Genomic DNA, 17,282 nt, shown 5'->3' with positions numbered 1-17,282 from the left:
GCCAGGGAGCCAGGCGGGTGCAGGCCCGGTCGGACACTCATTAACCTGGTGCGATGTTCACCGGAATTGTCGAGGAGCTCGGAGAGGTGACCGGCCGCGATGCGCTGGCCGACGCTTCGCGACTGATCATCCGCGGTCCGCGGGTCACCTCCGATGCCGGCCACGGGGACTCGATCGCCGTCAACGGGGTGTGCCTGACCGTGGTGGACGTGCTGCCGGACGGCCAGTTCAGCGCCGACGTGATGGCCGAGACGCTTAATCGGTCCAACCTGGGTGAGCTGCGGCCCGGCAGCCGGGTGAACCTGGAACGCGCCGCGGCGATCAACAGCCGGCTGGGTGGGCACATCGTGCAGGGGCACGTCGACGGCACCGGCGAGATCGTGGCCCGGACCCCCTCCGAGCACTGGGAGGTGGTGCGGATCGAGATGCCCGCCCCGGTGGCGCGCTACGTGGTGGAGAAGGGCTCGATCACCGTCGACGGGATATCGCTGACCGTCTCCGGGCTGGGCGCCGAGCCCAGGGACTGGTTCGAGGTCTCGCTGATCCCGACCACGCGCGAGCTGACGACGCTCGGTTCGGCGCCGGTGGGCACCCAGGTGAACCTCGAGGTGGACGTGATTGCAAAGTACGTGGAACGGCTTTTGCAGGCCGGAAGCTGAGGCTGCGGCTCCCGCTCAACGAGCAGGGGCAATAACTGCGGGGCTGCGGTGGTTCATACTTGAGAGCAACAGCAGCCAGGTGAGGACACAAGATGACGAGGTTGGACTCCGTCGAAAGGGCGGTTGCCGACATTGCGGCGGGCAAGGCCGTCGTCGTCATCGATGACGAGGATCGCGAGAACGAAGGCGACCTGATCTTTGCGGCCGAAAAGGCCACTCCCGAACTGGTCGCCTTCATGGTCCGCTACACCTCCGGATATCTATGCGTGCCGTTGGACGGCGATATCTGCGACCGGCTGGGTCTGTTGCCCATGTACGCGGTGAACCAGGACAAGCACGGCACCGCCTACACCGTGACGGTCGACGCGAGAATTGGTGTGGGAACCGGAATTTCGGCCTCCGACCGGGCGACGACGATGCGCCTGCTGGCCGATCCGGCCAGTATCGCCACCGATTTCACCCGCCCCGGGCACGTGGTTCCGTTGCGGGCCAAGGACGGCGGGGTGCTGCGCCGCCCCGGACACACCGAGGCTGCGGTCGACCTGGCCCGGATGGCCGGACTGCAACCGGCCGGCGCGATCTGCGAGATCGTCAGCCAAAAAGACGAGGGCTCGATGGCCCAGACCGATGAGTTGCGGGTGTTCGCCGACGAACACGGGCTCGCCCTGATCACCATCGCGGACCTGATCGAGTGGCGCCGCAAGCACGAAAAGCACATCGAGCGCATCGCCGAGGCCCGGATCCCCACCCGGCACGGGGAGTTCCGCGCGATCGGATATTCCAGCCTTTACGAGGACGTCGAGCATGTGGCGCTGGTCCGCGGTGACATCGCCGGGCCCACCGGTGACGGCGACGACGTGCTGGTGCGCGTGCACTCGGAGTGCCTGACCGGCGACGTGTTCGGGTCGCGCCGGTGCGACTGCGGGCCGCAGCTGGACGCCGCGATGGCCATGGTGGCCCGTGAGGGGCGTGGTGTGGTGCTGTACATGCGCGGACACGAGGGCCGTGGCATCGGCCTGATGCACAAATTGCAGGCCTATCAGCTGCAGGACGCCGGCGAAGACACCGTGGACGCCAACCTCAAGCTCGGATTGCCGGCTGACGCAAGGGATTACGGCATCGGTGCGCAGATCCTCGTCGACCTCGGGGTCCGCTCGATGCGGTTGCTGACCAACAATCCGGCCAAGCGGGTCGGCCTGGACGGTTACGGATTGCACATCATCGAAAGGGTGCCGTTGCCGGTGCGCGCCAACGCGGAGAATATCCGGTACCTGATGACCAAGCGCGACAAGATGGGCCACGACCTGGCCGGCCTGGACGACTTCCACGAATCCGTGCATCTGCCAGGCGAATTCGGCGGTGCTCTGTGAGGCGCAAATGAGCGGGCGCGCCGGCGACGATGCATTGCGCAGCAATGAGAAGGAGCGGCGCAAATGAGTGGGCGCGGCGGCGACGATGCATTGCGCAGCAATGAGAAGGAGCGGCGCAAATGAGCGGGCGCGGCGGCGACGATGCATTGCGCAGCAATGAGAAGGAGCGGCGCAAATGAGTGGTGGCGCCGGCGTGCCGGATATGCCGGTGCTGGACGCGTCCGGCACCAAGCTGGCCATCGTCGCCAGCACCTGGCACGACAAGATCTGCGACGCCCTGTTGGCCGGCGCCCGCAAGGTGGCAACCGACTCCGGCATCGACAATCCGACAGTGGTGCGGGTGCTCGGCGCGATCGAGATCCCGGTGGTCGCCCAGGAGTTGGCCCGCACTCATGACGCCGTCGTCGCGCTCGGGGTGGTAATCCGGGGCGAGACACCGCACTTCGACTACGTCTGCGACGCGGTCACCCAGGGCCTCACACGGGTCTCGTTGGACGCGTCGACGCCGGTCGCCAACGGCGTGCTGACCACTAACACCGAGGCGCAGGCCCTGGATCGGGCCGGCCTGCCGTCGTCCGCCGAAGACAAGGGCGCCCAGGCGGCCGCCGCGGCCCTGACCACCGCGCTGACCCTGCGCGATCTGCGCGCTCGATCGTGACCGAGTCGCCCGACGACCGGAGCCCCACCTGGGACCTGGTCTGCCGTCCCCACCTGACGCCGATGTTCGCCTACGCCGCGGCGGTTCTGCTCGTGGTGGCGCACATCGCGATCGGGTTGGTCCTCAAGGTCGGCTCCAGTGGCGTCGTTTTCCAGACGGCCGACCAGGTGGCGATGGGTGTGCTGGGTGTGGTGCTGGCCGGCCTGGCCCTACTGTTCACGCGGCCCCGGTTGCGCGTCGGCGCCGCCGGGCTTTCGGTGCGGAATGTGTTCAGCGACAAGCTGATACCGTGGGGCGACGTGGTCGGTGTGTCCTTCCCGGTGGGCAGCCGCTGGGCTCGCGTGGATCTACCCGACGACGAATACATTCCCATCATGGCGATTCAGTCGGTGGACAAGGAGCGCGCCGTGCAGGCAATGGACGCCGTTCGCGCGCAACTGGCCCGCTACCGGCCGGACCTGCACGCTCGCTGATGACACGTGCCCGGCAGCGCCGGATCATCACCGTCTGTCTCGCCGCGCTGATGCTGGTCGGCTGCACCCGAGCGGTCGACGGGCACGGCATGCGAGCGACTGGCCAGTCTGGACAAGCGGCTTCGGCTCGCGACTTGCTGCTCCGGGACGGGGACGAGACGCCGTGGGGGCCCGGCCGCCCGGCGCCCGTGGGCGACGACTATTTCACCAGCGTCCGCCCCAAGGAATGCGCGGCGGCCCTGCTTTTCCGGGGATCGCCGCTGCGGCCGTCGGATGCTGCGGACTACGCCGAGTCGGCCTATACGTTCGGCGGTCCGTCGATGTACGCCGAATCGATCAGCGTGTACGACTACGAACTGAATCCCTACGGTGTGGCCTGGCGGGCTTTCAGTGAAGTCTCCGACTGCCGGGACGACGCGATCGGGGTAAGCCCGCGCGGGGACTTCCAGCCGATGCGTGTCACCGAGTTCGGCGCGCCACAGGACGACGTCATGATGTGGAGCATGGGGCGTCCGGACTGGACATGCAGTTTTGGCTTGGTCGCCGTGCCCAAGGTGGTCCTGGTGATCACGGCGTGCAATTCCTCGGCTGGTTTCCCGATGGCCGAGTGGGCGCCAATCCGCAAGGCGCAGTTGAACAGTCGCGTGGCTTAGCGGTTGTAGAAAATGGTTCCCGCCGGCGTGCTGTAGGAGAAATAGATCGGCATCAGTTCGAAGGGTGTGTTGCCGGTATTCAGACTCAGGAACCCGACGCGCGGCGCGTCGGAGCCCGTGCCGACGGTCTGCTGATACAGCAGCACGCCGCCGTCGTTGTAGAACGTCAGGTGGGTGCCGGCCGGTACCAACCCGTTGACCGCTCCGGTCCCCAGGTAAAAGGGCAGGAGACCCGACAGGCCACCGGTATCGACCAGCGCGCCGAAGACCGGCAGCGGAGCGCCTCCGTTGACGCTCACCAGCAGGTTGGTGATCGGAGCGCCATTCGAGAGGGCGAAGGCGGTGCCCGGGTTAGCACCGAACTGAACGAGCCCCGCGGGCTCGTTGATCAGGATGCCCTGGTTCAAGGTGCCCGGAAGTGCCTGTATCGGACCGGCAATGGGTGACCCGCCCAACTGGGTTGCTCCGATTCCGAGCACTGGCACCCCTGCTGATGTCGGGAGAAAGGTGGTCACACCGTTGACTGTCTGGGCGACGGACGTGATCACCCCGATGGTGGTGGGCGCGGTGATGATCCCGTTCCCGAAATTCACAGTCGTCGCGTAGGTGTCGTACGTTTCGGTGATCTGATTGGCGAAGTCGCCGTAGGTGATGCTGTACCCCGCATGAGTGACCGGCCCGAGCGACGCGAAGTTCACATCCTGCGGCGGAACGATCAGGCCTACCGACCCGGTGTCGAGAACCACCTGCGAAATCGGACCGCCACCGATGGACACGTTGACATACGGTCGGTGCAACTGCTGGTCAACCACTACCGCAATGGCGGGCGGGCCGCCGGTGGCGCCGGTAGCGCCGGGTGCGCCGAGGCTCGCGGCGCCTCCAGCTCCGCCCGGGCCCGCGGCGGCTCCACCGGGCCCGCCGGAGACTCCGCCGGTGCCGCCGGTGCCGCCATCTCCGATCAGCCACCCGCCGCGGCCACCCATCCCGCCGGCGCCGCCGAGTGCCCCACCCAGGCCACCGGTTCCTCCGGCGCCGAACAACAGTGCGCTACCGCCGGTGCCGCCGGTGCTGTAGGGACCGCCGATGCCACCGATACCGCCGTTTCCGTACAGCCAGCCTCCGGTGCCGCCGACTCCGCCTGCGGCACCGAAGCCGCCCATGCCGCCGGTGCCGCCCGTGCCCAGCAGCCCGGCCGGACCGCCGGCGCCCCCCACGACGCCCGCTGCGATGCTGTCGCCGCCGCGGCCGCCGTTTCCGATCAGGAGGCCACCGCCGCCACCGGGCGTTCCGACCCCCTGCGCGTTCGTCGTCCCGCTGGCGCCGTCCCCGATCAGGGGCCGCCCCAGCAACGCATTGGTGGGCAGGTTGATGACGTCGAGCAGGCCCTGCTCGATGCTCTGCGCCGACATGTCAGCAGCGGCGGCGGCCTCGGCCGCCACGTACCGGCTCGCGGCCGCGCTCAGCGTCCGCGCCAGCTCGCTCTGAAAGGCCGTTGCCCGCATGCTGAGCGCCTGGTACTCCTGGGCGTGACCGGAGAACATTTGGGCGATCGCCCTGGACACTTCGTCGCCGGCTGCGGACAGGACCTCGGTGGTGGAAGCGGCGGCCGCTTGATTGGCCCTGCGAAGCACCGACTCGATGCCGGCGACATCGGCCGCCGCGCCCGTCACGATGTCCGGCACGACTGTGAGAAAAGACATTTGACCCCCCACGCAGTGTTACGTGCATGCCCCCCTAGCCCATCCACGATAAACAGAAAGACCTGCGCTCCGTTCGTGTTTCATGGGAGTTCGCGCAAGTCGTAAAATGCCTTCTGGCTGCGGGACCACCCGCGCGACAGAGCTACGGTCTCTCCAAGTCGTCTTCCGCCGACCATTAGCCTGGACACGTGCCAGATCCCGCTACTTACCGTCCCGCGCCCGGGTCCATCCCGGTCGAGCCGGGCGTCTACCGGTTCCGGGATACGCACGGCCGCGTGATCTACGTCGGAAAGGCCAAGAGCCTGCGCAGTCGGCTCACGTCATACTTCGCCGACATCGCCGGACTGCACCCACGGACCCGCCAGATGGTGACCACGGCCGCCAAGGTCGAGTGGACGGTGGTCAACACCGAGGTCGAGGCGCTCCAGCTGGAATACAACTGGATCAAAGAATTCGACCCGCGCTTCAACGTCCGCTACCGCGACGACAAGTCCTACCCGGTGCTGGCCGTCACCCTCAACGAGGAGTACCCGCGGTTGATGGTCTACCGCGGACCGCGGCGCAAAGGGGTGCGCTATTTCGGGCCCTACTCCCACGCGTGGGCCATCCGCGAAACGCTCGACCTACTTACCCGGGTGTTCCCCGCCCGCACCTGCTCCAACGGAGTCTTCAAGCGGCACAACCAGATCGACCGTCCCTGCTTGCTCGGCTACATCGACAAATGCTCGGCGCCGTGCGTCGGCCGGGTGAGCGCCGAGCAGCACCGCCAGATCGTGCTCGACTTCTGCGACTTCCTGTCCGGCAAGACCGAACGCTTCGCGCGCGAGCTGGAGCAACAGATGCACGCGGCGTCCGCCGAGCTGGACTTCGAGCGCGCGGCCCGGTTACGTGACGACCTGGGTGCGTTGCGGCGGGCGATGGAGAAGCAGGCCGTGGTGTTCGGCGACGGTACCGACGCCGACGTCGTCGCCTTCGCCGACGACGATCTCGAGGCCGCGGTGCAGGTCTTCCACGTCCGCGGGGGACGGGTCCGGGGTCAGCGGGGCTGGATCGTCGAAAAGTCCGGCGACCCGGGGGATTCCGGCGCCGAGCAGCTGGTCGAGCAGTTCCTGACGCAGTTCTACGGTGAGCAGGCTGAATTGGGCGGAGCGGCCGACGAATCCGTCAATCCGGTGCCGCGCGAGGTGCTGGTGCCGTGCCTGCCGTCCAACCACGATGAGCTGGCCAGCTGGCTGTCCGGGCTGCGTGGCGCCAAGGTCACCCTGCGGGTGCCGCGCCGCGGCGACAAGCGCGCGCTCGCCGAAACGGTGGAACGCAATGCGAAAGAGGCTCTGCAGCAACACAAGCTGAAACGGGCGGGTGACTTCAACGCCAGATCGGCTGCGCTGCAGAATATTCAGGATGCGCTCGGTCTGGCCGACGCGCCGTTGCGCATCGAGTGCGTCGATATCAGCCACGTGCAGGGCACCGACGTCGTCGGCTCATTGGTGGTGTTCGAAGACGGCCTGCCGCGCAAGTCCGATTACCGGCACTTCGGCATCCGGGAGGCCGCGGGGGAGGGTCGCTCGGATGATGTGGCCTCGATCGCCGAGGTGACGCGGCGCCGCTTCGTGCGGCATCTCAGCGACCAGAGTGACACGAATGTGCTTTCCCCAGAAGGCAAGTCGCGCCGGTTCGCCTACCCGCCCAACCTCTACGTGGTGGACGGCGGGGCGCCGCAGGTCAACGCGGCCAGCGCCGTGCTGGAGGAGCTGGGCATCACCGACGTCGCGGTGATCGGGCTGGCCAAGCGGCTCGAAGAGATCTGGGTGCCCGCCGAGCCCGATCCGGTCATCATGCCCCGCAACAGCGAGGGGCTGTACCTGTTGCAGCGGGTGCGCGACGAGGCGCACCGTTTCGCCATCGCCTACCATCGCAGCAAGCGATCCAAGCGAATGACGGCGTCGGCGCTGGACTCCGTACCCGGATTGGGCGAGCACCGGCGCAAGGCGCTGGTCACCCACTTCGGATCGATAGCCCGCCTCAAGGAGGCCACTGTCGACCAGATCACCGCCGTTCCGGGTATCGGTGTCGCCACCGCCACCGCCGTACTCGAGGCACTACGGCCTGACGCGACGGGAGCTGCGGAATGACCAACGGCGAGAACTCCAGCGGCATCGATGTCGTTCTGGTGACCGGATTGTCGGGTGCCGGACGCGGCACCGCCGCCAAGGTGCTCGAGGACCTCGGGTGGTACGTGGCCGACAATCTGCCACCCCAGTTGATCACTCGCATGGTCGATTTCGGCTTGGCCGCCGGATCCCGGATCACCCAGCTCGCGGTCGTCATGGACGTGCGGTCCCGCGGGTTCACCGGGGATCTGGACGAGGTGCGCAACGAATTGGCGACCCGCAACATCACGCCGCGGGTGGTGTTCATGGAGGCGTCCGACGACATGCTGGTGCGCCGCTATGAGAACAATCGCCGCAGTCATCCACTGCAGGGCGAACAGACCCTGGCCGAAGGCATCGCCGCGGAACGTCGGATGCTGGCTCCGGTGCGTGCCACCGCGGATCTGATCATCGACACGTCGACCCTGTCGGTGCGCGGTCTGCGGGAGAGCATCGAGCGGGCGTTCGGCGGCAACGGGGGCGCGACCACCAGCGTCACGGTCGAGTCCTTCGGCTTCAAATACGGCCTGCCGATGGACGCAGACATGGTGATGGATGTGCGGTTCCTCCCCAACCCGCACTGGGTGGACGAGTTGCGCCCGCTGACCGGCCAGCATGAGCCGGTGCGCGACTACGTCTTGAGCCAACCGGGCGCGGCGGAGTTCCTGGAGACTTACCATCGGTTGCTATCGCTGGTGGTCGACGGCTACCGCCGGGAGGGGAAGCGTTACATGACGGTCGCGATCGGCTGCACCGGCGGTAAGCACCGCAGCGTGGCAATCGCGGAGGCCTTGATGGGCCTGCTGGGATCCGATCCGCAGCTGACCGTACGGGCGCTGCACCGGGATCTGGGTCGCGAATGAGTGACAGCATCGTCGCGCTCGGCGGCGGACACGGCCTGTACGCGACGCTGTCGGCGGCGCGCCGCCTGACCCCGCACGTGACCGCGATCGTGACGGTCGCCGACGACGGCGGCTCATCGGGCCGGCTCCGCAGCGAGCTGGACGTGGTTCCGCCGGGTGATTTACGAATGGCGTTGGCCGCGTTGGCATCCGACAGTCCGCACGGCAGGCTGTGGGCCACCATCCTGCAACACCGGTTCGGCGGGAGCGGCGCGCTGGCCGGGCACCCGATCGGAAACCTGTTGCTGGCCGGGCTCTCGGAGGTGCTGGCCGATCCGGTCGCCGCCCTCGACGAGATCGGGCGCATTCTCGGCGTCAAAGGCCGGGTGCTGCCGATGTGCCCAATCGCCCTGCAGATCGAGGCCGACGTGTCCGGGCTGGAGTCCGACCCGCGCATGTTCCGGGTCATCCGCGGTCAGGTCGCCATCGCATCGACGCCGGGCAAGGTGCGCCGGGTGCGCCTGTTGCCGGCCGCTCCGCCGGCGACCCGGCAGGCCGTCGACGCCATCATGGCGGCCGAGTTGGTGGTGCTGGGACCGGGTTCCTGGTTCACCAGCGTGATCCCTCACGTCATGGTTCCCGGCCTGCTGCAGGCGTTGCAGGCCACGACGGCCCGCAAGGCCCTGGTGCTCAACCTCGTCGCCGAGCCGGGGGAGACGGCGGGTTTCTCGGTGGAACGTCATCTCCACGTCCTGGCGCAGCATGCGCCGGGATTCACCGTGGACGACATCATCATCGACGCCGAGCGAGTCCCCAGCGACCGCGAACGCGACCAACTGCGACGCACCGCGACACTGCTGCAGGCCGAGGTCCACTTCGCCGACGTGGCCCGACCTGGTACACCTTTACATGACCCGGGCAAGCTGGCGGCAGTCCTGGACGGGGTGCGTGTGCGAGACAGGGATCCGGCGGCGCCCGCGGTGAAGGCCACAGAAGAGATACCGATCGACGGTGTACTACCGAGGGGTGACGACGCGTGGCGATGACGACTGAAGTCAAGGACGAGCTGAGCCGTCTGGTAGTCAAGTCGGTCAGCGCGCGGCGTGCGGAAGTCACGTCCTTGCTTCGGTTCGCCGGCGGCCTGCACATCGTGGCGGGCCGCGTGGTCGTCGAGGCCGAGGTCGATCTGGGCAGCATCGCGCGGCGGCTGCGCAAGGACATCTTCGACCTGTACGGCTACAACGCGGTGGTGCATGTGTTGTCGGCCAGCGGAATCCGCAAGAACACCCGGTATGTGTTGCGGGTGGCCAACGACGGTGAGGCGCTGGCCCGGCAGACCGGCTTGCTGGACATGCGCGGACGTCCGGTGCGCGGCCTGCCGGCGCAGGTCGTCGGCGGCAGCATCGCGGACGCCGAGGCCGCGTGGCGGGGAGCTTTCCTGGCGCACGGGTCGCTGACCGAACCCGGGCGTTCCTCGGCTCTGGAGGTGAGCTGCCCCGGGCCGGAGGCGGCCCTGGCGCTTGTCGGTGCGGCGCGGCGGCTCGGGGTCAGCGCCAAGGCCCGCGAGGTGCGCGGCGCGGACCGGGTGGTGGTGCGCGACGGCGAGGCGATCGGCGCCCTGCTCACCCGGATGGGTGCCCAGGACACCCGGCTGGTCTGGGAGGAGCGGCGGCTGCGTCGTGAGGTTCGCGCCACGGCCAACCGCCTGGCGAATTTCGACGACGCCAACCTGCGCCGCTCGGCGCGTGCGGCCGTGGCCGCAGCGGCCCGGGTGGAGCGCGCGCTGGAGATACTCGGTGACACGGTGCCCGACCACCTGGCCACCGCGGGCCAGCTGCGGGTCGAGCACCGGCAGGCATCGCTGGAAGAACTCGGCCGGCTCGCCGATCCGCCGATGACCAAAGATGCTGTGGCAGGACGGATTCGGCGCTTACTGTCGATGGCCGACCGGAAGGCGAAAGTGGACGGGATTCCGGACACCGAATCCGCGGTCACTCCGGACCTCCTCGAAGACGCCTGAGTCGCCTAATTTCGGCGAGCAGACGGAATCTCGCACAGAACCGCTAGTTTCTGTGCGAGATTCCGTCTGCTCGGCCTGACTGATGCGCGCTGTGAGAACGACTGGCGCGCCCGGGGAGAAAGAAATATTGGCTTCGTCGGGTGGCTGCGGGCTACGGTCGTGGGATGAAACGGCTCTCGAGTGTTGACGCGGCGTTCTGGTCTGCCGAAACTGCAGGCTGGCACATGCATGTCGGTGCCCTGGCGATCTGCGATCCACGCAAAGCGCCCGACTACAGCTTCCAACGCCTGCGTGAACTGCTCATCGAGCGGTTGCCCGAGATACCTCAGTTGCGCTGGCGGGTGACCGGCGCTCCGCTCGGCCTGGACCGGCCGTGGTTCGTCGAGGACGAAGAACTCGACATCGACTTCCACGTCCGGCGAATCGGTGTACCGGCTCCGGGTGGCCGGCGCGAACTCGAGGAACTCGTCGGCCGACTGATGTCCTACAAGCTGGACCGCTCGCGGCCACTGTGGGAACTGTGGGTCATCGAAGGCGTCGAAGGCGGCCGTATCGCCACCTTGACCAAGATGCACCACGCGATCGTCGACGGCGTCTCGGGCGCCGGCCTCGGCGAGATCCTGCTGGACGTCACTGTCGAACCGCGGCCGCCGCAGAAGGAAACGGTGGGATTTGTCGGCTTCACCATCCCCGGACTGGAGCGGCGTGCGCTCGGCGCACTGATCAACGTCGGCGTCATGACCCCGTTCCGTATCGCCCGGTTGCTCGAGCAGACGGTGCGCCAGCAGATCGCCGCCCTCGGCGTCGGCGCGCGGCCGCCACGCTACTTCGAGGCCCCCAAGACCCGGTTCAACGCACCGGTGTCGCCGCACCGGCGCATCACGGGGTGCCGGGTGGAGCTGGACAGGGTCAAGGCGGTCAAGGACGCCTTCGGGGTCAAGCTCAACGACGTGGTTCTCGCGCTGGTGGCCGGTGCGGCGCGCGAATACCTGCAGAAGCGCGACGAGCTGCCCTACAAGCCGCTGATCGCCCAGATTCCGGTGTCCACCCGCACCGAGGAGAGCAAATCGGACGTCGGCAACCAGATCAGCTCGATGACCGCATCGCTGGCCACCGACATCGACGACCCGGCCGAGCGGCTCAAAGCCATTCACGAGAGCACGCAGAACGCCAAGGAGATGGCCAAAGCGCTGTCCGCGCACCAGATCATGGGCCTCACCGAGACCACACCCCCGGGCCTGTTGCAGCTGGCGGCGCGCGCCTACACAGCCACCGGGCTGTCGCGCAACCTGGCTCCGATCAACCTGGTCGTGTCCAATGTGCCCGGTCCGCCGATCCCGCTCTACATGGCCGGGGCCAAGCTCGATTCGCTGGTGCCGCTGGGACCGCCGGTGATGGACGTGGCGCTCAACATCACCTGCTTCTCCTACCAGAAGCACCTGGACTTCGGATTTGTCACGACGCCGGAGGTTGCCAGCGACATCGACGAAATGGCCGATGCCATCGAGCCTGCGCTGGCCGAGCTGGAGCGCGCCGCCGGCCTTTAGCGGTCGCTGGAATAGTTCGTCACGTACACCCAGGACAGGAACCGCGCGACCGCCTCGGCGGCTTTGTTGGCGCGCGGGGATCCGAAGATGTCGAATGCGTGCTGCGCGTTGGGCAGCTCGGCGTACGCGACCGGGGCCTTCGACACCGATCGCAGCTCTTCGACGAACTCCCGTGCCTCGGCCACCGGGATCAGGGAGTCGTCGGTACCGTGCAACACGAAAAACGGTGGTGCGTCCACGTGGACGTAGCGCAACGGCGACGCCTCTTCGTAGATCTCCCGGTGGGTGTCGAGTTTGTGCTTGACCACCAATCTTTCGAGCACCTGCACGAACTGGGCGCGCCCGGGGGCCTCGGTGGAGTACCAGTCGTAGCGGCCGTAGAACGGCACGGCCGCCATCACCGACGTATCGGCGTCTTCGAAGCCGGGCTGGAACTTGGGGTCGTTGGGGGTCAGCGCGGCCAGTGCGGTCAGGTGACCGCCAGCCGAACCACCGCTGAGCACAACGAAATTCGGGTCACCCCCGTAGGCGGCGATGTTCTCCTTGACCCAGGCCAGCGCGCGTTTGACGTCGACGATGTGGGCGGGCCAGGTGTGCCAGGGTGACACGCGGTAGTTCATTGACACACACACCCAGCCCCGTGAAACCAGGTGACTCATCAAGGGATACGCCTGTGGACGGCGCCACCCGATCATCCAGGCGCCGCCGGGAATCTGTAGCAGGACAGGTGCTTTGCCGTCCCGCGGCAGATCCCTGCGGCGCCATATGTCGGCCAGGTTCGCTCGGCCGTGCGGTCCGTAGGAGACGATGTTCTGCTTGTCGACGAAGCGGCGCCGTGCCACGGTGGTGCGCAGCGGCAGATTGCGCCGCCCCCGCCGGGTCGGCTCGGTGGGCAGGGCCTTGAGCTGGTCGGCGTAGTCGGACCCGAGCTGCTCGGTCGGCCCGGCTTCCAATATCGGTCCCGGAGTGGTGATTCCGCGATAGCGGATGACGGCCAGGATCGCCCAGGACGCCGCCGTCATTGCCAGCGCCAGCTTGCCCTTCGGGCCGGCGAAGTCACCCCGGCGGCCCCGGCGCACCGCGTCCAGCGCGGACACCGACGCATACAGGCCGGGCACCTCGGAAGTGGGCCAGCCGAACCAGAACACCGTCGGCGACGCGTACGGGTTGCGGGTGATCGGGTGTAATCCGTTGGCCGCATTCACCAGTTCCACTGTCGCCCGGGTCAGCGGGCGGGGCCGGCGCAGTTGCTGCAACAGCCGCCGCATCATGAGCCGCTCACCCGGGCCTTGAGCTCGTTGCGCAGGATCTTGCCGGTACTGCCGCGGGGGAGCTCGTCGAGCACCGTGATTTCGCGCGGCACTTTGTAGTTGGCGAGGTTGTCCCGGACATGCTGCTTGAGCGTCTCGACCGTCGCCGAGGCACCCGGCTCGAGCACCACGAACGCCGACAACCGCTGGCCGTACTGCTCGTCGTCCACGCCGATCACCGACGCCTCGGCGACCTCGGGGTGGGCGGCCAGCGTCTTCTCCACTTCGATCGGATAGATGTTCTCCCCGCCGGAGACGATCATCTCGTCGTCACGGCCCACCACGAACAGCCGCCCGTTCGCGTCGAGGTAGCCGACGTCACCCGACGACATGTAGCCGGCGTGAAAATCCTTGGTGGTGCCGGACGTATAGCCGTCGAACTGACTGCCGTTGTGCACGTAGATGGTTCCGACCTCGCCGGTGGGCACTTCCTTGAAATCGGAGTCCAGGATCCGGATGTCGGTTCCGTCGGCCGGCTTGCCCGCGGTATCGGGGGCCGCGCGCAGGTCGGCCGGAGTGGCGGTCGCGATCATTCCCGCTTCGGTGGCGTTGTAGTTGTTGTAGATCACGTCGCCGAACTGGTCCATGAAAGCAACGACGACGTCGGGCCGCATCCGCGAACCCGATGCCGCGGCGAAACGCAACGACCGGCAGCTGTACTTGTTTCGGACCTCTTCGGGCAACTCCATGATGCGGTCGAACATCACCGGCACCACCGCCAAACCGGTCGCCCGGTACTTGTCGACCAGTGCCAGCGTGGCCTCCGGATCGAACTTGCGTCTGGTCACCACCGTGCAGGCCAGCGACGAGGCGAGCACCAATTGCGAGAAACCCCAGGCGTGGAACATCGGCGCCACGATCACGATCGGCTCCTCGGCGCGCCAGGGCGTGCGGTCCAGCACCCCCTTGAGGGTCTTGATCCCTCCGCTGCCGCCGGAATGCTTGGCGCCCTTCGGTGTTCCGGTGGTTCCGGAGGTGAGCAGAATCAACTTGCCCTTGCCGCCGGTGCGCTGCGGCCGCTGGCCGGCATGCGATGTGATGAGTTTCTCCACGGTCAGCTCGTGCGGCTGGTCGGCCCACGCCACGATGCGGGTCGCGTTCGGCGCGTCGGCCAGTGCCCGATCCACCGTGGGGGTGAACTCCTCGTCGTACACGATCGCGTCGACACCCTCGCGGCTGACCACCTCGGCCAGCGCGGGACCGGCGAAGGAGGTGTTGAGCAGCAGGACGTCGGCGCCGACCCGATTGGCCGCCAGGAGTGCATCGACGAATCCGCGGTGATTGCGGCACATGATGCCGACCACCTTGGGAGGTCCACCCGGCTGGGCTTGCAGCGCGGCAGCGAAGGCGTCGCCGCGGTCGTCGAGCTCCCGCCAGGTCAGAGTGCCGAGTTCGTCGATGAAGCCGGGGCGATCAGGGCAGCGTTGCGCCGCGCCGGCGAAGCCCGAGGTGAAACCGATGCCCTCACGGCGCATCGCCGCAACCACCCGCAGGTAGCGGTCGGGGCGCATGGGCGCGATCATGCCCGCACGCCTCAGCGTGGAGAACACGCCCAGCATCTCTGCGAGGCCCTCTTCAAGACGAGATGCCATGGCTCAGCCCACAATCGGGAATCGACGCTTGGCGGCGAGCTGGTTGAGCCCCTCTTGCATCACCGACCGCACATACTCGTCGACTTGGTCGACGTCCGGGTCGTCGCCGAATTGTGCTGCGATGTCGATGGGTTTGAGCACCTGCATCACAATCTTGGCCGGCAGGGGCAGATTGGGCGGGATGGCGGCGCTGAAGCCGAACGGGAATCCGAAAGAGAGCGGCAGGATATCGCTGCGGAGCAACTTCTTGATGCCCAGATTGCGCGCCAGCCAGGTACCGCGGGTGAGATACAGCTGGGTTTCCTGACCGCCGATTCCGACCATCGGCACGATGGGAACGCCCGCCTCGATCGCGGTGCGGACGTAGCCCTTGCGGCCGTTGAAGTCGATGACGTTCTCCACCGTGGTCGGGCGGTAGGCGTCGTAGTCGCCGCCCGGGAAGACGACGACCACGCCGCCGGAGCGCAGCGCCGCCGCGGCGTTCTCCCGGTTGGCCCGGATGTAGCCCGTCTTGCGGAAGAAGTCGGCGGTCGGACCCATGAAGAGGATGTCGTGGCTCAGTGTCAGTACCGGGCGGTCGTAGCCGAACTTGTCGTAGAAGTCGGTGCTGAAGATCGGGACGTCCATCGGGAATTGACCGCCGGAGTGATTGGCGACCACCAGCGCCCCTCCGGGCGGGAAGCCGTCGAGCCCGTGCACCTCCGACCGGAAATAGGTCTTCAGGACGGGCCGCATGACGCTGATCATGCGTCGGGTCATTCCCGGATCGAACTTCGCGATATCGCCGCTGTGCGGGTCGTCGTTCTCGTTGCTCACTGAGGCTCCCTTGCCGTCGAGTCCCTCAGATCGTAGCGACCACCTCTGCGATTGTGTGCCGGCATCGTGCCCGAAACGGTCGCGTGGAAGCGCCCGAAGGTGCACAGTGTGCTTGGGTTCCAGGTTCACGCGGCTGTAGAAGGGACACCGAGGGTGGCCGAAGCGGGCAATGCGGTGGGTCCCGGGTGCGTTTCGGTGATCGCCCGACAGATGGACGCGATCCGCGACACTTTCACCGCCGAGCTGTTCGACATGATGAAGGGCGAGATTCAAGGGCTCAAACACGACCCGCGGATGATGGAGCTGTGGCGCGCGAGCCTGACCGAGAACTTCGTCGCCGCGGTGCACTACCTGGAGCGGGATGTGCCGACAGCGCTGCTCGAGGCGCCCGCTGCCGCACTCGCCTACGCGCGGGCCTCCGCGCAGCGGGACATCCCGTTGGCGCCGTTGGTCCGGGCACATCGGCTCGGGCACGCGCGGTTCCTGGAAGTGGCGATGCAGTATGTGCTGCGTCTGGAGCCCCACCAGCAGCTTCCGACGATCATCGCCTTGGTGAACCGGTCCGCCCGGGTGATCGATCTGGTCGCTGACCAGCTGATCCGCGCCTATGAGGAGGAGCACGACCGCTGGCTGAGCCGGCGCAGCGGATTGCAGCAGCACTGGATCAGCGAGGTGCTCGCCGGGACTCCGGTCGATGTGCAGCGTGCCGAAAAGGTGCTGCGCTACGGGCTTGACGGACGGCACGTGGCCGCCGTGGTGTGGGTGGACGACGCGGTGCCGATCGACCAGGTCGTGGCACGCTTCGACGAGGTGCGCTGCCTGATGGCCGCCGAGCTGGATGCGGCCGGCCGATCGCTGCTGGTGCCCACCGACGAGCGGGAGGCCAAGCTGTGGTTCTCGGTCGCGGGTACCCCCGATCTGTCGGCCCTGCGCGGCGCGTTCGAGTCGGCATGTATCGGTGCCCGGGTGGCGTGCGGCCGGTCCGGTAGCGGGTTGCGCGGTTTCCGGGCGTCCATAAAGCAGGCCGAGCTGGTGAAGACGGTCGTGCTGGCGGGCGGGGACCGTCACGGCGAGCCCGTTGTCTTCTACGACGACGTCGCCCCGGTGGCGTTGATGGCCGGCGACGTGGACGAGCTGCGGCGGTTCGTCGGTGACGTATTGGGCGACCTGGCCGGCGCCGACGAGCGCAACGAATGGTTGCGTGCCACACTGCGCGAATTCCTGGTCCGCAACCGCAGCTATGTGGCGACGGCGGACGCAATGATCTTGCACCGCAACACTATTCAATACCGCGTTGGCCAGGCAATGGAACTGTGCGGTCAGGATTTCGACGACCCTGACGCGGTGTTCAAGGTCCAGACCGCGCTGGAGGTCTGCCGCTGGATGTCGCCGGCTGTGCTGCGCGCACAAAAGTAAAGGTCAAGTTCGGTTTCGGCGCATAGCCGTGCAACGGCTCCGGCCGGTTAGCGTTTGCCAACGTCAAGCGCCAAAC

15 protein-coding genes are annotated in these 17,282 nt (G+C 67.5%); 11 read left to right on the top strand and 4 right to left on the bottom strand.

The features are described 5' to 3' along the window. Positions 1-53 precede the first annotated feature (53 nt). From QXK92_RS07350 to QXK92_RS07330, 5 genes are all read left to right on the top strand, one after another. On the top strand, positions 54-659 hold the full coding sequence (locus tag QXK92_RS07350) for a riboflavin synthase (protein ID WP_306241020.1): 606 nt from the start codon (positions 54-56) through the stop codon (positions 657-659). A gap of 92 nt (positions 660-751) precedes the next feature. After that, positions 752-2,029: a bifunctional 3,4-dihydroxy-2-butanone-4-phosphate synthase/GTP cyclohydrolase II gene (locus QXK92_RS07345; RefSeq protein ID WP_306241019.1), complete on the top strand. Its 1,278-nt coding sequence runs from the start codon at positions 752-754 to the stop codon at positions 2,027-2,029. A gap of 175 nt (positions 2,030-2,204) precedes the next feature. Further along, positions 2,205-2,687, top strand: coding sequence for a 6,7-dimethyl-8-ribityllumazine synthase (gene ribH / locus QXK92_RS07340; protein WP_306241018.1), 483 nt, complete (start codon positions 2,205-2,207; stop codon positions 2,685-2,687). A 62-nt stretch (positions 2,688-2,749) separates the two neighbouring features. Beyond that, positions 2,750-3,160: a PH domain-containing protein gene (locus QXK92_RS07335; protein ID WP_371934196.1), complete on the top strand. Its 411-nt coding sequence runs from the start codon at positions 2,750-2,752 to the stop codon at positions 3,158-3,160. Further along, positions 3,160-3,813, top strand: coding sequence for a hypothetical protein (locus QXK92_RS07330; RefSeq protein ID WP_306241016.1), 654 nt, complete (start codon positions 3,160-3,162; stop codon positions 3,811-3,813). The genes QXK92_RS07335 and QXK92_RS07330 overlap by 1 nt, the downstream gene beginning before the upstream one ends. Here the strand turns inward: QXK92_RS07330 and QXK92_RS07325 are convergent. Next, positions 3,810-5,513, bottom strand: a complete 1,704-nt coding sequence (locus QXK92_RS07325; protein ID WP_306241015.1) for a PecA family PE domain-processing aspartic protease — start codon at positions 5,511-5,513, stop codon at positions 3,810-3,812. The genes QXK92_RS07330 and QXK92_RS07325 overlap by 4 nt on opposite strands. Positions 5,514-5,701: 188 nt before the next feature. Here QXK92_RS07325 and uvrC point away from each other — a divergent pair, with 188 nt between their 5' ends. The 5 genes from uvrC (at position 5,702) to QXK92_RS07300 (ending at position 12,072) form a co-directional block, all read left to right on the top strand. Further along, positions 5,702-7,645, top strand: coding sequence for an excinuclease ABC subunit UvrC (uvrC, locus tag QXK92_RS07320; protein ID WP_306241014.1), 1,944 nt, complete (start codon positions 5,702-5,704; stop codon positions 7,643-7,645). After that, entirely contained in the window at positions 7,642-8,526 is an 885-nt protein-coding gene (gene rapZ / locus QXK92_RS07315) for an RNase adapter RapZ (protein ID WP_306241013.1), read from the top strand. Before uvrC ends, rapZ begins: the two co-directional genes overlap by 4 nt. After that, a complete protein-coding gene (yvcK, locus tag QXK92_RS07310) occupies positions 8,523-9,551 on the top strand; it encodes a uridine diphosphate-N-acetylglucosamine-binding protein YvcK (RefSeq protein WP_306241012.1) in 1,029 nt (342 codons plus the stop codon). The genes rapZ and yvcK overlap by 4 nt, the downstream gene beginning before the upstream one ends. Further along, on the top strand, positions 9,548-10,525 hold the full coding sequence (gene whiA / locus QXK92_RS07305; protein WP_055579598.1) for a DNA-binding protein WhiA: 978 nt from the start codon (positions 9,548-9,550) through the stop codon (positions 10,523-10,525). The genes yvcK and whiA overlap by 4 nt, the downstream gene beginning before the upstream one ends. 164 nt (positions 10,526-10,689) lie before the next feature. Next, complete coding sequence (locus QXK92_RS07300; RefSeq protein ID WP_306241011.1) at positions 10,690-12,072, top strand: wax ester/triacylglycerol synthase family O-acyltransferase; 1,383 nt, start codon at positions 10,690-10,692, stop codon at positions 12,070-12,072. Here the strand turns inward: QXK92_RS07300 and QXK92_RS07295 are convergent. The 3 genes from QXK92_RS07295 to QXK92_RS07285 are packed head-to-tail and all read right to left on the bottom strand — an operon-like array spanning position 12,069 to position 15,733. Next, the gene (locus QXK92_RS07295; protein ID WP_306241010.1) at positions 12,069-13,340 is read right to left on the bottom strand and encodes an alpha/beta hydrolase; all 1,272 of its coding nucleotides are present in this window, start codon (positions 13,338-13,340) and stop codon (positions 12,069-12,071) included. The two genes, QXK92_RS07300 and QXK92_RS07295, sit on opposite strands and share 4 nt — an antisense overlap. After that, positions 13,340-14,941, bottom strand: a complete 1,602-nt coding sequence (fadD12, locus tag QXK92_RS07290) for an acyl-CoA ligase FadD12 (RefSeq protein ID WP_306244251.1) — start codon at positions 14,939-14,941, stop codon at positions 13,340-13,342. The genes QXK92_RS07295 and fadD12 overlap by 1 nt, the downstream gene beginning before the upstream one ends. Positions 14,942-14,977: 36 nt before the next feature. Then, positions 14,978-15,733, bottom strand: coding sequence for a 1-acyl-sn-glycerol-3-phosphate acyltransferase (locus QXK92_RS07285; protein ID WP_306244249.1), 756 nt, complete (start codon positions 15,731-15,733; stop codon positions 14,978-14,980). A 210-nt stretch (positions 15,734-15,943) separates the two neighbouring features. On the opposite strand from QXK92_RS07285, the gene QXK92_RS07280 reads away from it, so the two are divergent. Then, positions 15,944-17,206, top strand: a complete 1,263-nt coding sequence (locus QXK92_RS07280) for a CdaR family transcriptional regulator (RefSeq protein WP_306241009.1) — start codon at positions 15,944-15,946, stop codon at positions 17,204-17,206. Positions 17,207-17,282 lie beyond the last annotated feature (76 nt).

It is taken from the genome of Mycobacterium sp. TY815 (genome assembly GCF_030755135.1).
Lineage (GTDB): Bacteria > Actinomycetota > Actinomycetes > Mycobacteriales > Mycobacteriaceae > Mycobacterium.
The sequence above is the reverse complement of the archived record's forward strand: the minus strand, read 5'-3'. Positions and strand labels throughout refer to the sequence as shown.

Coding starts and splice junctions, on each gene's coding strand:
- QXK92_RS07350 (WP_306241020.1), top strand. CDS start 54: ATGTTCACCGGAATTGTCGAGGAGCTCGGAGAGGTGACCGGCCGCGAT.
- QXK92_RS07345 (WP_306241019.1), top strand. CDS start 752: ATGACGAGGTTGGACTCCGTCGAAAGGGCGGTTGCCGACATTGCGGCG.
- ribH (WP_306241018.1), top strand. CDS start 2,205: ATGAGTGGTGGCGCCGGCGTGCCGGATATGCCGGTGCTGGACGCGTCC.
- QXK92_RS07335 (WP_371934196.1), top strand. CDS start 2,750: ATGTTCGCCTACGCCGCGGCGGTTCTGCTCGTGGTGGCGCACATCGCG.
- QXK92_RS07330 (WP_306241016.1), top strand. CDS start 3,160: ATGACACGTGCCCGGCAGCGCCGGATCATCACCGTCTGTCTCGCCGCG.
- QXK92_RS07325 (WP_306241015.1), bottom strand. CDS start 5,513: ATGTCTTTTCTCACAGTCGTGCCGGACATCGTGACGGGCGCGGCGGCC.
- rapZ (WP_306241013.1), top strand. CDS start 7,642: ATGACCAACGGCGAGAACTCCAGCGGCATCGATGTCGTTCTGGTGACC.
- yvcK (WP_306241012.1), top strand. CDS start 8,523: ATGAGTGACAGCATCGTCGCGCTCGGCGGCGGACACGGCCTGTACGCG.
- whiA (WP_055579598.1), top strand. CDS start 9,548: ATGACGACTGAAGTCAAGGACGAGCTGAGCCGTCTGGTAGTCAAGTCG.
- QXK92_RS07300 (WP_306241011.1), top strand. CDS start 10,690: ATGAAACGGCTCTCGAGTGTTGACGCGGCGTTCTGGTCTGCCGAAACT.
- QXK92_RS07295 (WP_306241010.1), bottom strand. CDS start 13,340: ATGCGGCGGCTGTTGCAGCAACTGCGCCGGCCCCGCCCGCTGACCCGG.
- fadD12 (WP_306244251.1), bottom strand. CDS start 14,941: ATGCTGGGCGTGTTCTCCACGCTGAGGCGTGCGGGCATGATCGCGCCC.
- QXK92_RS07285 (WP_306244249.1), bottom strand. CDS start 15,733: ATGACCCGACGCATGATCAGCGTCATGCGGCCCGTCCTGAAGACCTAT.